11 protein-coding genes are annotated in these 12,745 nt (G+C 65.1%); 4 read left to right on the forward strand and 7 right to left on the reverse strand.

Going from position 1 to position 12,745, the window contains the following annotated elements; all coding sequences use genetic code 11:
- Positions 1-176: 176 nt before the first annotated feature.
- On the forward strand, positions 177-1,814 hold the full coding sequence (mqo, locus tag DJ563_RS00450; protein WP_033699799.1) for a malate dehydrogenase (quinone): 1,638 nt from the start codon (positions 177-179) through the stop codon (positions 1,812-1,814).
- A 65-nt stretch (positions 1,815-1,879) separates the two neighbouring features.
- Here the strand turns inward: mqo and DJ563_RS00455 are convergent, their stop codons facing one another.
- Positions 1,880-2,215: an ArsR/SmtB family transcription factor gene (locus tag DJ563_RS00455; RefSeq protein ID WP_186658358.1), complete on the reverse strand. Its 336-nt coding sequence runs from the start codon at positions 2,213-2,215 to the stop codon at positions 1,880-1,882.
- Between the two features lie 50 nt (positions 2,216-2,265).
- Between DJ563_RS00455 and xenA the strand changes: the two genes are divergently transcribed.
- Positions 2,266-3,357 (forward strand): xenobiotic reductase XenA, encoded by a 1,092-nt coding sequence (gene xenA / locus DJ563_RS00460; protein ID WP_434518639.1) that lies wholly within the window; start codon positions 2,266-2,268, stop codon positions 3,355-3,357.
- Positions 3,358-3,475: 118 nt separating this feature from the next.
- Here xenA and DJ563_RS00465 read toward each other — a convergent pair whose 3' ends face one another.
- From DJ563_RS00465 to DJ563_RS00485, 5 genes are all read right to left on the reverse strand, one after another.
- On the reverse strand, positions 3,476-4,723 hold the full coding sequence (locus DJ563_RS00465) for an NAD(P)/FAD-dependent oxidoreductase (protein WP_434518640.1): 1,248 nt from the start codon (positions 4,721-4,723) through the stop codon (positions 3,476-3,478).
- A gap of 2 nt (positions 4,724-4,725) precedes the next feature.
- Positions 4,726-6,303 carry an aldehyde dehydrogenase (NADP(+)) gene (locus DJ563_RS00470; protein ID WP_434518641.1) on the reverse strand — a complete coding sequence of 526 codons (1,578 nt, stop codon included), beginning with the start codon at positions 6,301-6,303 and terminating at the stop codon, positions 4,726-4,728.
- A gap of 182 nt (positions 6,304-6,485) precedes the next feature.
- Positions 6,486-7,445 carry a dihydrodipicolinate synthase family protein gene (locus DJ563_RS00475; protein ID WP_434518642.1) on the reverse strand — a complete coding sequence of 320 codons (960 nt, stop codon included), beginning with the start codon at positions 7,443-7,445 and terminating at the stop codon, positions 6,486-6,488.
- Between the two features lie 54 nt (positions 7,446-7,499).
- Positions 7,500-8,426: a 4-hydroxyproline epimerase gene (locus DJ563_RS00480; protein ID WP_274100109.1), complete on the reverse strand. Its 927-nt coding sequence runs from the start codon at positions 8,424-8,426 to the stop codon at positions 7,500-7,502.
- 27 nt (positions 8,427-8,453) lie between these two features.
- Positions 8,454-10,070, reverse strand: a complete 1,617-nt coding sequence (locus DJ563_RS00485; RefSeq protein ID WP_434518643.1) for an amino acid permease — start codon at positions 10,068-10,070, stop codon at positions 8,454-8,456.
- 319 nt (positions 10,071-10,389) lie between these two features.
- On the opposite strand from DJ563_RS00485, the gene DJ563_RS00490 reads away from it, so the two are divergent.
- On the forward strand, positions 10,390-11,172 hold the full coding sequence (locus tag DJ563_RS00490) for an AraC family transcriptional regulator (RefSeq protein WP_274100111.1): 783 nt from the start codon (positions 10,390-10,392) through the stop codon (positions 11,170-11,172).
- Here the strand turns inward: DJ563_RS00490 and DJ563_RS00495 are convergent.
- Positions 11,160-12,047: a LysR family transcriptional regulator gene (locus tag DJ563_RS00495; RefSeq protein WP_434518644.1), complete on the reverse strand. Its 888-nt coding sequence runs from the start codon at positions 12,045-12,047 to the stop codon at positions 11,160-11,162. The genes DJ563_RS00490 and DJ563_RS00495 overlap by 13 nt on opposite strands.
- Before the next feature lie 140 nt (positions 12,048-12,187).
- Between DJ563_RS00495 and moaB the strand changes: the two genes are divergently transcribed.
- Positions 12,188-12,727, forward strand: a complete 540-nt coding sequence (gene moaB, locus DJ563_RS00500; RefSeq protein WP_186658373.1) for a molybdenum cofactor biosynthesis protein B — start codon at positions 12,188-12,190, stop codon at positions 12,725-12,727.
- Positions 12,728-12,745: the final 18 nt, after the last annotated feature.

Consider the following 12,745-nt stretch of genomic DNA (forward strand, 5'->3'; position numbering starts at 1 on the left):
GGGTTACAATCGGAAAAACGTTTCAGCGATGGCCGGTCAATTCGACCAACGGCTGAGCGTTCACTGTTTCTCTTGGCTGCTGACTCCAATGACCAATAACAAGCGCGCGCTGAAGGACAGAGAAATACAAGGCCCCGCCTAGGCCTTCCTTACGTGCTAACCATTGGAATCAATCAATGTTCAAGAAAGCTGGCAAGACCTTGCTGGGTCTGGCTGTCGCGGCGAGCGTCATGCAAGCGCACGCGGCAGAAACCAAGAAAGTCGACGTGCTGCTGGTCGGCGGCGGCATCATGAGTTCCACCCTGGCTGTCTGGCTGCACGAGCTGGAGCCGAGCTGGTCGATGGAAATGGTCGAGCGCCTGGACGGCGTCGCCGAAGAAAGCTCCAACGGCTGGAACAACGCCGGTACCGGCCACTCCGCGCTGGCCGAGCTGAACTACACCCCGGAAGACAAAGACGGCAACGTCAACATCACCAAGGCCATCGAAATCAACGAAGCCTTCCAGATCTCCCGCCAGTTCTGGTCGTGGCAGGTCCGCCAGGGTGTGTTGAAGAACCCGCATTCGTTCATCAACAGCACCCCGCACATGAGCTTCGTCTGGGGCGATGACAACATCAAGTTCCTCAAGAAGCGTTACGACGCGCTGCAGGCCAGCCCGTTGTTCCGCCCGATGCAGTACTCCGAGGACCACGCGCAGATCGCCAAGTGGGTCCCGCTGATGATGGAAGGGCGCGACCCGAACCAGAAGCTGGCCGTGACCTGGACGCCGATCGGCACCGACGTCAACTTCGGCGAGATCACCCGCCAGTTCGTTGGCCACCTGAAGACCCAGGACAAGTTCGACCTGAAGCTGTCCAGCGAAGTGCAGGACATCACCCGTAACAAGGACGGCTCCTGGCACGTCGAGTACAAGAACCTGAAGGACGGTACCGAGTCGGCCACCGACGCCAAGTTCCTGTTCATCGGTGCCGGCGGCGGCGCGCTGAAGCTGCTGCAGAAGTCGGGCATCCCGGAGGCCAAGGAATACGCCGGCTTCCCGGTGGGTGGTTCGTTCCTGGTGACCGAGAACCCGACCGTTGCCATGCAGCACATGGCCAAGGCCTACGGCATTGCCTCGACCGGCGCGCCGCCCATGTCGGTACCGCACCTGGACACCCGCGTGCTGGACGGCAAGCGCGTGATCCTGTTCGGGCCATTCGCCACGTTCTCGACCAAGTTCCTGAAAAACGGCTCGTACCTCGACCTGTTGGGCAGCACCACGCTGCACAACGTGTGGCCGATGACCAAGGTCGGTATCGAACAGTACCCGCTGGTCGAGTACCTCGCTGGCCAGCTGATGCTGTCTGACGACGACCGCTTCGAAGCGCTGCGCACCTACTTCCCCAACGCCAAGAAAGAAGACTGGCGCCTGTGGCAGGCCGGTCAGCGCGTGCAGATCATCAAGCGTGATGCCGAGAAGGGTGGCGTGCTGAAGCTGGGCACCGAAGTGGTGGCTTCCCAAGACCGCACCATCGCCGGCCTGCTGGGCGCCTCGCCAGGTGCTTCGACCGCGGCCCCGATCATGCTCAATGTGCTTGAGACCGTGTTCAAAGAGAAAGTGGCGACGCCAGAGTGGCAGGCCAAGATCAAAGAGATCGTGCCAAGCTACGGTACCAAGCTGAATGATTCGGCTGCGGCCACGCAGAAAGAGTGGAACTACACCGCTGAAGTGCTGCAGCTGGAGAAGCCGCCAGTGATCGACGCCAGCGTTGATTTCGGCAACGCGCCGAGCGAGCCGGTAGAAAGCAAGCCTGAGAACGACATGGCGCTGTAAGCCCCATTGTTGTAATCGAAAGCCACGGGGGTGACCTTCGTGGCTTTTTTTTGGCCAGCACGGGACTACCGCTGACGCAGAATGCACTCCAGCAACCCAGGGAAGCGTTCGTCGAGCATTTCGCTGCGCAGCGAATTCATGTGGGTAGTGCCGACGTTGCGCGTGTGCACCAGCCCCGCATCGCGCAAGACGCGAAAATGGTGGGACATGCTCGACTTCGGCCGCCCGCCGTCAAGCTCGCCGCAGCTGGCCTCCGCCACGCCCGCCAGGTGGCGCACAATCTCCAGGCGCACGGGGTCGCTCAGGGCGTAAAGCAGGCGCTCGAGAATCAGGTCTTCAGGGTTGGGATGTTTGTAGGCTCGCATGGTCGACATGATAACGGGCCTTTCAATTATTGCCATAGTTCGATTATGATCGAACTATCGTATTCAGATAACCCGGGAGCTTCCCCATGTCCGCATTGTTCGAACCCTACACCCTCAAGGACGTCACCCTGCGCAACCGCATCGCCATTCCGCCGATGTGCCAGTACATGGCCGAGGACGGCATGATCAACGACTGGCACCACGTGCACCTGGCCAGCCTGGCCCGAGGTGGTGCCGGCCTGCTGGTGGTCGAAGCCACCGCCGTGGCGCCGGAAGGGCGCATCACCCCCGGTTGTGCCGGTATCTGGAGCGACGCCCACGCCCAAGCCTTCGTGCCGGTGGTGCAGGCGATCAAGGCCGCAGGCTCGGTGCCCGGCATCCAGATCGCCCACGCCGGGCGCAAGGCCAGCGCCAACCGCCCCTGGGAAGGTGACGACCACATCGCCGCCGACGACGCCCGTGGCTGGGACACCATCGCCCCGTCGGCCATTGCCTTCGGTGCTCACCTGCCGAAAGTGCCGCGCGAAATGACCCTGGGCGACATCGCCCGGGTCAAGCAGGACTTCGTCGACGCTGCACGCCGTGCGCGGGACGCGGGTTTTGAATGGATCGAACTGCACTTTGCCCACGGTTACCTGGGGCAGAGCTTCTTCTCCGAACACACCAACCAGCGCACCGACGCCTACGGTGGCAGCTTCGACAACCGCAGCCGCTTCCTGCTGGAAACGCTGGCTGCGGTGCGTGAAGTATGGCCAGAGAACCTGCCGTTGACCGCGCGTTTTGGTGTGCTGGAATACGATGGCCGCGACGAGCAGACCCTGGAAGAGTCGATCGAACTGGCGCGCCGCTTCAAGGCTGGCGGCCTTGACCTGCTGAGCGTAAGTGTCGGTTTCACCATTCCTGAGACCAACATCCCGTGGGGCCCGGCGTTCATGGGGCCGATTGCCGAGCGTGTGCGCCGTGAGGCGAAGCTGCCGGTGACTTCGGCGTGGGGCTTTGGCACACCGCAACTGGCTGAGGCCGCGTTGCAAGCCAATCAGCTGGACCTGGTTTCGGTAGGGCGTGCGCACCTGGCCGACCCGCACTGGGCGTACTTTGCGGCCAAGGAGCTGGGGGTGGAGAAAGCTTCCTGGACCTTGCCAGCACCATACGCGCACTGGCTTGAGCGGTATCGCTGAGGCTTAGAGGGGCTGCTTTGCAGCCCATTCGCGACACAAGGCCGCTCCTACAAAGAGCACGCGTTCCCCTGTAGGAGCGGCCTTGTGCCGCGAATGGGCCGCACAGCGGCCCTCGAATCTAGAACCGATCCAACCGGTAGGCTCCCATCTCGGGCCCACCGGCCCGCTCAGCCAACCGCCCCACCCATTCCGCCGTCACCGCCGCCTGGGTCAACCCCAGGTGCTGATGCCCAAACGCCAACAGCACCCGCCCATCACACGCCCGGTCAATCACCGGCAACGAGTCCGGCAACGATGGCCTGAAACCCATCCACGGTGTTGCCCCTTCGACGCTCAAGTCTTGCCGGAACAACCCCTTGCTCAACCGGTGCAACTGCCACGCCCGTTGCATGCTCGGCGGTGCCTCCAGCCCGGCGAACTCCACCGTGCCGGCCAGGCGCAAACCTTCGGCCATGGGCGTCATGATGAACTTGCGCTCAAGTGAGGTGACTGCAAACGGCAGGCGCTGGTGCTCACCCGGCAACATCAGGTGGTAACCGCGCTCAGTGTCCAGCGGCACCCGCTTGCCCGTCAGCGCGGCGGTCAGTTTCGCAGAGTGGGCACCACAGCTGATCAGCACCTGGCGGGCATTGAGCGGGCCCTGGTCGCTGGCCAGGCTGACGCCGCCGCTGTGCAGCTGCCCGCCATCGACCTGCGCCTGGATAAAGCGCACGCCGCTGGCCTTGGCCGCTTCGAACAATTCGCACACTACCCGGTAAGGGTCGATGAAGTGCCCGGTGCGCGGAAAGAACAGCCCACCCAGCAGGGACGGGCTCAGTTGTGGCACTGCCTCGCGCACGGTTTCGGCCGACCAGACGTCCACCGGCACCGCCTGCTGTTGCATGCGTGTACGCAACGCCTCCAGTGCCGAGCGTGACTCAGGCTTCTCGAACACCAGCAACGAACCCTCCTCCTGGAACAGTTCGCTGCGCCCGATCGAACCCAGCAGCCGCTGCCAGGCACCCAGGCTGCCTTCGTTCAGCGTGCGGATGCCGGCCACACTGCGCTGGAACGGGGCCGGGCGCAGGTTGAGCAGCAGGCGGGTGAACCAGGGCATGGCCTTGGGCAGGTACTTCCAGTCCAGGCGCAGCGGGCCCATCGGGTCCATCAGCATGCTCGGCAGGCGCTTGAGGATCGACAGGTCGGCGATCGGGAATACCTGCTCGGTGGCCAGGTGCCCGGCGTTGCCATAGGACGCGCCCTGGCCGGGTGCCTGGCGGTCGATCAATAGCACCCGGCGGCCTTGGCGGGCCAGTTGCAGGGCACAGGCAACGCCGACAATGCCGGCGCCTACCACGGCGATATCGGCTTCAGGGGTTTCGACCATGCTCAGCCTTCCCGTTTGCCGTCGAGCAGGCGCCGCAGTTGCAGCGGGTTGCCGTGCTGCAACGCCTGCGGCAGAAGGGCATCAGGGAAGTCCTGGTAGCACACCGGGCGCAGGAAACGCAGGATCGCCGCCGTGCCCACCGAGGTCGTACGGGCATCGGAGGTAGCCGGGAACGGACCGCCATGGACCATGGCATCGCACACCTCGACACCGGTCGGCCAGCCATTGACCAGAATGCGCCCGGCCTTGCGTTCAAGGGTCGGCAGCAGCGCACGGGCGCTGTCGATGTCGGTATCGTCCAGTTGCAGGGTCGCGGTCAACTGGCCTTCCAGGTGCTCGGCCACTTGGCGTACCTGCTCGTCACTGGCGCAGGCCACCACCAGTGACGCCGCGCCGAACACTTCAGCCTGCAACGCCGGGTCGGCGAGGAAGGCTTCGGCCTGGGCGACGAACAAATGCGCCTGGCATTGGTTGGGCCCTTGCCCGGCCTGGCCGCTGGCCGCAGCCTGGGCATTGGCGTTACCCGCCAAGCTACCGACACCGGCCTGGTAAGCACTGAAGATGCCCGGGGTGAGCATGGTTTGCGCAGCGGCTTGGCGCACGTGCTCGCTGGCAGCGTCGATAAACCGCTGCAACGCCGGCCCTTGGCGGGCAATCACCAGGCCGGGGTTGGTGCAGAACTGGCCGGCACCTTGGGTCAACGAGGCGACGAAGCCTTGTGCCAGCGCTTCGGCGCGGGCCTGCAGGGCCGCCTCGAACAGGAACACCGGGTTGATCGAACTCATTTCGGCGTAAACCGGGATCGGCTCCGGGCGTGCCTGGGCCGCCTGGCACAGCGCGATACCACCGCTGCGCGAGCCGGTAAAACCAACGGCCTTGATACACGGGTCGCTGACCAGCGCGATGCCGACTTCACGGCCGGAGCCGTACAACAGCGAGAATACGCCGGCCGGCAAGCCGCACAGCTTCACCGCTTGCGCCACCGCCTGGCCGACCAGTTCGCTGGTGCCAGGGTGGGCGCTGTGGGCCTTGACCACCACTGGGCAGCCAGCGGCCAATGCCGACGCGGTGTCGCCACCGGCCACCGAGAAGGCCAGCGGGAAATTGCTGGCGCCGAACACGGCTACCGGCCCCAGGGCCACCTGGCGTTGGCGCAGGTCGGCGCGGGGCAAGGGCTGGCGTTCTGGCTGGGCGTTGTCGACCCGCACATCCAGCCATTCACCGGCCCGCACCACCCGGGCGAAGGTGCGCAGCTGGTTGCAGGTGCGGCCACGCTCGCCCTGGATGCGCGCCTTGGGCAGGCCGCTTTCGGCCACGGCACGGTCGATCAGGGCATCGCCCAGCGCTTCGATCTGCGCGGCGATGGTTTCGAGGAACTGTGCGCGTTGTTCGAGCGATGTTTCGCGGTAGGCATCGAACGCCGCCCAGGCCAAGGCGCAGGCCTGGGCCACGTGCTCGCCGGTGCCGCCGAGGTAGGCCGGTTCCAGTGGCTGGCCGGTGGCCAGGTCGATGGCGCGAATGGCTTCGCGGCTGCCGGTTACCGGCGTCTGGCCGATCAGCAGGTTGCCTGTGAGGGGCATGGAGCCTCCTTGGAAATCAGATTCGGGTATCAAGGGAAACCGCAGCCCCTGTAGGAGCGGCCTTGTGTCGCGATCGGGCTGCAAAGCAGCCCCGGGATTTCCGCGCAAATGCACAAATTGCTGGGGCTGCTTTGCAGCCCGATCGCGACACAAGGCCGCTCCTACAAAGGGCCGCGCAGGGCTTAGGCGATGTTCTGCTCGGCCGACCAGCTGGCGTACCAGTTGCGGAACAGCGCGTACTGCTGCTCGGCATAGTTGCGCTGTGCGTCGGTCAGCACGTCGGTCTCGTTGAAGTGCAGGCTGTACTCGCTGTCGCCGTTCAGCACCATCAGGTGCTTGTAGTACAGCACCAGGTCGCAGCCTTCATCGAACGAGGACAGCACTGCCAGCGCCGCTTCCAGTTCGCGGGCCAGGCGTCGGGCCTTGGCGTCGCCCTTGGCGTCGCCCTTGGCCGCCTGTTTGCTCAGGCTCACCAGTTGCAGCACTTCACGCGGCAGGGCGTTGCCGATACCGGTGATGGCGCCGGTGGCGTTGCAGTTGACGAAGCCATGCACCACCTGGGTGTCGACGCCGACCATCAGGGTCACGTCGTCGTCCTTGGAGGTGATGTGCTCGGCGGCGTAGCGCAGGTCGGCACCGCCGCCGAATTCCTTGAAGCCGATCAGGTTCGGGTATTCGCGGCGCAGTTCGAAGAACAGGTCGGCGCGGGTGGCGAAGCCGTAGTACGGGCTGTTGTAGATCACCGCCGGCAGCTTCGGCGCAGCCGCCAGAATGGCCGAGAAGTGGTGCTTCTGGGCGATCAGCGAGGCGCCGCGGGACAACACCCGCGGGATCACCATCAGGCCGGCGGCGCCGACTTCGGCGGCATGGGCGGCGTGGGCGACGGCCTCGCGGGTGTTCACCGCGCCGGTGCCGACGATGGTCGGGATGCCGGCCGCCACCAGGCGCGCCACGCCTTCCTGGCGCTCGGCCTCGGTCAGCAGCGGCCAGTCGCCCATCGAGCCGCAGTACACCACGGCGCTCATGCCGGCTTCGATCAGCTCGCGGCCTTTGCGCACCAGGGCGTCGAAGTCTGGTTTGCGCTCGGCGGTGCAAGGGGTCATCAGGGCAGGCATGCAGCCGGTGAAGATGTTGTCGCTCATGGGTGTCACTCCTTGCAGTATTCAGTAGGGGGGCGAATAAAAGGCCTGGGCGGGTCAGATGCCCCAGGCGAAAGGGTCCTGTTCGTCGATAAGCAAGGTGCTGTCGGCGGTCATGTAGGCGCGGCCGGTGATGAACGGGCGAATACGCTCGCCTTCGCGTTCGTAGCGGCCCTGGAACTGGCTGCCGGTGATGCTCGCCTGGACCCAGGTCTGGCCCTCGTCGAGCTTGCCGTCGGCGGCCAGGCAGGCCAGTTTGGCGCTGGTGCCGGTGCCGCAGGGCGAGCGGTCGTAGGCCTTGCCGGGGCACATGACGAAGTTGCGGCTGTCGGCGTCGGGGTCGTCGGCAAACAGCTCGACATGGTCGATCGGCTGGCCGTTCTCGCCGGTGATGCCCTGGGCCTCCAGGGCTTTGAGCATTGCCCAGGTGTAATCGGTGAGCGCCTCGACGTTGTCCATCGCAATGCGCTGGCCGTGCTCGGACACCAGGAAGAACCAGTTGCCGCCCCAGGCGATATCGCCGTGCACCACGCCATGGCCCGGTACCTCGACCGGCACCTGCTGGCGATAGCGGTAGGCCGGCACGTTGCCTACGGTGACCGCGCCGTCTTCATGCAGGGTGGCGCTGACCTGGCCGACCGGCGTGTCGATCTTGTGCACGCCCGGTGCGATAAGCCCCAGGTGCTGCAGCGAGGCGATCAGGCCGATGGTGCCGTGGCCGCACATGTTCAGGTAGCCGGCGTTGTTGAAGAAGATCACCCCGCAGGTGGCGCCCTCCGACACCGGTGGGCAGTACAGCGCGCCCACCAGTACATCGTTGCCGCGTGGCTCCAGCAGGCAGGCGCGGCGCCAGGGGTCGTGCAGCTCGCGCAGTTCGTCGCGCTGTTCGGCCATGGTGCGGCCATTGAGCTGCGGGAAGCCTTTCATCACCAGGCGGGTCGGTTCGCCGCCGGTATGCGAGTCGATGACGTGAATGTGTTTCATGGGCATGTCCCTTGGTTGAGGCCGAGGTCAGGAGGCGACGGCGGCAGGGCGGTGGCCCAGGTGGGTGTCGGCGCTGGCTTCGCTTTCATCTTCGCCATCCAGGCGCACCAGATGGGCCGGCACGCCGGTGGCAGCGCCCCAGTAGTAGATGCCCAGGGCGCAGGCCGCGACGGCCACGGTGTCGAGCGGATGGCCGAGCACGCCCAGGCCACCGAAGCTGCCCAGCCAGGACAACAGAATGGTCACGGCATAGAAGCCGATCAGCCAGGCCGACGAGCGCACTTGCTGGCCAAGGGACAGGTGCTGGGTGGGCACGAAGCGGGCGCACAGCAGGTACAGCACGAACATCACGATTTGCAGGGCCAGCAGCCACGACACGGTGTTCCAGCCAGACCAGTAGACGATCAGCGCGGCGATGATGAACGACAGCGGGCCGAGCACGCTCATGCCCTTGACCCGGAATGGGCGCGGCATGTCAGGAGCGTTGCGGCGCAGCGCGGCGACAGTGACCGGGGCCACGGCATAGCTCAGCACCAGTGCCGCCGACACCACGTTGATCAGCGCTTCCCAGGAGGGGAACGGCAGGGTCCAGAACACCGACAGGGCGAAGGTCAGCCACAGGGCCGGGCGGGGGATGCCGGACTGCTCGTCGATGCGGGTGAAGAACTTGAAGAAGGTGCCGGTCTGCGCCCAGCCATAGATCACCCGCGGGGTGGCATTCATGTAGATGTTGCCGCAGCCGCTGGGCGAGATCACCGCGTCGGCCACCACCAGGTAGGCCAGCCAGCCCACGCCCAGGGCCAGGGCGATGTCACGGTAGGGCAGGGCGAGTTCCTTGGTCACCCCGGCCCAGCCGTTGGCCAGCATTTCGGTCGGCACGCTGCCGAGAAACGCCAGTTGCAGCAAGGCGTAGATCGCGGTGGACAGCAGCACCGACAGAATCAGCGCAATCGGGATGGTGCGCTGCGGGTTCTTCACTTCACTGGCCACCGAGATGATCGGCGTCAGCCCCAGGTAGGCGAAGATGATGCCGCCGGCCGACACGGCCATTTCCACACCGGACAGGCCGTAGGGCGCAAAACCCTGGACTTCGAAGTTTGCCGGCTTGAAGAAGGTGAACAGCACGCCGATCACCAGCAAAGGCACGATGAACTTGAACACGCTGACCAGGTTGTTGGCTTTGGCAAAGGTCTTCACGCTGCGGTAATTGAGCACGAAGAACAGCCCCAGCAGCGCGAACTGCACCAACCAGCCGAGCACGCTCGGGTCACTGGAGCCGGCCTTGGTCAGTTCGGGGAACCAGGCAGCGGCGTATTGGCGCGAAGCGACCACTTCGATGGCGATCAGGCTGGAGAAAGCGATCAGGGTGATGAAGCCCATCAGGTAGCCGAGCAGCGGGCCGTGGGAGTACACCGGGTAACGCACCACGCCACCGGCGCGGGGCAGGGCGGCGCCGAGCTCGCAGTACACGATGCCCAGCAACAGCACGGCGAAACCGCCGAGGAACCAGGAGAGGATACCGGCGGGGCCGGCGATGGCCGAGACGTGGCTGGCAGCGAACAGCCAGCCGGAGCCGAAGATGGCGCCTAGGCCGATGAAGGTGAGGTCCAGCAATGACAGCTGTTTTTTGAATTTACCTGACATGGGTGCGCCTTTTTGTAGGTTTTGGATAGGCAGGTCTGATGTCACGAGATGCGGCTTTTGGGCCGCGCTCTTGTAGGTCTTGGGCGGCTTGCGTGGGGCATAGAGTGGACCGATCGGGGCGTCGGTTCTTGATGGTTTTCTGCAAGGGGGATGACGAAATCGGCACAGTTGCAGAAAAAGCTGGCGGCTGGCGGGGGCGGGCGGATAGGCTGGAAGCCATACCAGCTGTGGGCTGGCGAGGAGCAGTGACGCTTCTGGCGCCTTCGCGGGGCAAGCCCGCTCCCACAGGTGGTCAATAGCGTCGACCCCGAGAAGCGAGATGACAGAGCACCCCCTGGCAACCTTGTATCAGTGCTTCGACCAGCACCGCCCCGCCACCCTGGAGGCGCTGCTCGCCGGGGTCTCCCTGCTGCTGCCGATCCTCGACGCCATCCCCAACGCCGCGATCTTCATCAAGGACCCCGACGCCCGCTACGTGCTGGCCAACGACACCTTGGTCCAGCGCTGTGGCCTCAAGCGCCTGCAGCCGTTGCTGGGCAAGACCAGCGCCGAAGTCTTCCCGGCGCAACTGGGCCCCGGCTACACCGAGCAGGACCGCCGTGTACTCAAAGATGGCCTGGTGCTGCAAGACCAGCTCGAACTGCACCTGTACGGCAGCCGCGAGCCCGGTTGGTGCCTGACCCACAAGCGGCCGCTGTACAACCCGCAAGGTGCCATCATCGGCTTGGTGGGCATCTCGGTCGACCTGCAGTCAGCCGCCGACACCCATCCCGCTTACCAGCGCCTGGCCGCCGTGGATGAGCATATTCGCCAGCACTTTCACCAACCGATCAGCATGGGTGAACTGACCCGCATCGCGGGTATTTCCGTGGCGCAGCTGGAGCGTTACTGCAAGCGGGTGTTCCACCTCACGCCGCGGCAGATGATCCACAAGGCGCGCCTGGAGCATGCCCATCGCTTGCTGCATTCGGACCTGCCGATCACCGACGTGGCGATGCGCTGCGGCTACACCGACCACAGCGCCTTCAGCCGGCAGTTCAAGCAACTGACCGGCTTCACCCCGCGCCAGTACCGCCAGGCGACGGCGGCTCAGGTGGCTTGAAACAGGGCGCGGGCTTCGTCGAAGCACTGCTCGGCAATTGCCGAACGTGGTTCGCTGCGGCGCAGCAGCAGGCCCACCGGGCTGTGGATGCTGGCATCGACGATGGGCAGGATGCGCATGTGGTCGCTCAAGTCCTCCAGCCCGCAATCGAGTGGCATGATCGCGCAGCACACGCCGGTGTTGATGGCCTGGATCAGCTGGAAGCTGGAGTCGCTTTCCAGCACGGCGTTGGGCTCCAGGCTGCGGCTGCGAAAACTCAGGTCCAGCGACTGACGGTAGTGCATGCCTTTGCTCAGCAGGCCCAGGGGGATCTCGCCGAGTGCCTCCCAGCGCAGGCTGTCGGCCTCGAACTGGAAGTGCCGGGTGTCGTGCAGCAGGCCCATGGTGGTGGTGCCCAGCTCGATCACTTCGAAGAAACTGGCGTTGACCTGGTCCAGGTAGCAGATGCCCAGGTCGAGCTGGTTGCGGCTCAGGCCATCCATGATCTGTTCGGTGCTGTGCGAGCTGAGCTGAAACTGCAGCTCGGGGTATTTTTCGCGCAGCGGCAGCAGCAATTGCATCGGGTTGAAGCTGGCCAGCGGCACCGTGCCCAGGCGCAGGCTGCCGACCACCTGGCCACGGCAACTGGCGGCTTCGGCCTGCAGGCCATCGTGGGCGGCCAGCAGGGTGCGGGCCCAGGCCAGGATGCGCTCGCCGGCCTCGGTAAACCCTTCGAAGCGCTGGCCGCGCTTGACCAGCACCAGGTCCAGTTCGTCTTCCAGGTTGCGCAGGCGCATCGACAGCGTCGGCTGGGTGATGTGGCACAGCGCTGCGGCCTGGCCGAAGTGGCGGGTCTGGTCGAGCGCGATGAGGAACTTGAGTTGCTTGATGTCCATGGGAGTGCCTGGCGTCTGGTTGTGCTGACCTTAACCAAGTCAGCGATAGATGTCATTGATCACCCGGTACGCCATATCGATTGGACGCCCCCAGGCCATGCCTCTAGCGTGGTGACAATGCCCTTTCAGGAGTAGCCCACGTGAGCGTCAAACCCGACGCGGTCTTCGTACCGCTCAATATCGCCGTGCTGACCGTCAGCGACACCCGCACCTACGACAACGACACCTCCGGCGAGCTGCTGGCCAGCCGCTCGGTGGAGATCGGCCACCGCCTGGTGGCACGGGCGTTGCTCAAGGACGACCTGTACAAGATCCGCGCCCAGGTCGCTACCTGGATTGCCGACGAGCAGGTGCAGGTGGTGCTGATCACCGGCGGCACCGGCTTTACCGGGCGTGACAGTACGCCGGAAGCGGTTGAATGCCTGCTGGACAAACGTATCGATGGCTTTGGCGAACTGTTCCGGGCGTTGTCGATTCTCGATATCGGCACCTCGACCGTTCAGAGCCGCGCCTTGGCCGGGTTGGCCAACGGTACCCTGGTGTGCTGCCTGCCGGGTTCCACCGGCGCGTGCCGCACGGCATGGGAAGGCATCCTGGCGGAGCAGCTGGATGCGCGGCACCGGCCGTGCAATTTTGTGCCGCACCTGAAGCCCGTCGAGGCTTGTGCCAGCCGAGGGTAACGGCCAGCACAGAAAGCA

Origin of the sequence: Pseudomonas sp. NFX1, from assembly GCF_051123555.1 — a bacterium.
In the GTDB taxonomy this organism is placed as follows: Bacteria; Pseudomonadota; Gammaproteobacteria; order Pseudomonadales; family Pseudomonadaceae; genus Aquipseudomonas; species Aquipseudomonas capeferrum.

Excerpts from the sequence above, each read along its gene's own strand:
- DJ563_RS00495 (WP_434518644.1), bottom strand. The coding sequence starts at position 12,047 with ATGGACATCAAGCAACTCAAGTTCCTCATCGCGCTCGACCAGACCCGC.
- DJ563_RS00490 (WP_274100111.1), top strand. The coding sequence starts at position 10,390 with ATGACAGAGCACCCCCTGGCAACCTTGTATCAGTGCTTCGACCAGCAC.
- DJ563_RS00485 (WP_434518643.1), bottom strand. The coding sequence starts at position 10,070 with ATGTCAGGTAAATTCAAAAAACAGCTGTCATTGCTGGACCTCACCTTC.
- DJ563_RS00470 (WP_434518641.1), bottom strand. The coding sequence starts at position 6,303 with ATGCCCCTCACAGGCAACCTGCTGATCGGCCAGACGCCGGTAACCGGC.
- mqo (WP_033699799.1), top strand. The coding sequence starts at position 177 with ATGTTCAAGAAAGCTGGCAAGACCTTGCTGGGTCTGGCTGTCGCGGCG.
- DJ563_RS00475 (WP_434518642.1), bottom strand. The coding sequence starts at position 7,445 with ATGAGCGACAACATCTTCACCGGCTGCATGCCTGCCCTGATGACCCCT.
- xenA (WP_434518639.1), top strand. The coding sequence starts at position 2,266 with ATGTCCGCATTGTTCGAACCCTACACCCTCAAGGACGTCACCCTGCGC.
- DJ563_RS00480 (WP_274100109.1), bottom strand. The coding sequence starts at position 8,426 with ATGAAACACATTCACGTCATCGACTCGCATACCGGCGGCGAACCGACC.
- DJ563_RS00465 (WP_434518640.1), bottom strand. The coding sequence starts at position 4,723 with ATGGTCGAAACCCCTGAAGCCGATATCGCCGTGGTAGGCGCCGGCATT.
- DJ563_RS00455 (WP_186658358.1), bottom strand. The coding sequence starts at position 2,215 with ATGGCAATAATTGAAAGGCCCGTTATCATGTCGACCATGCGAGCCTAC.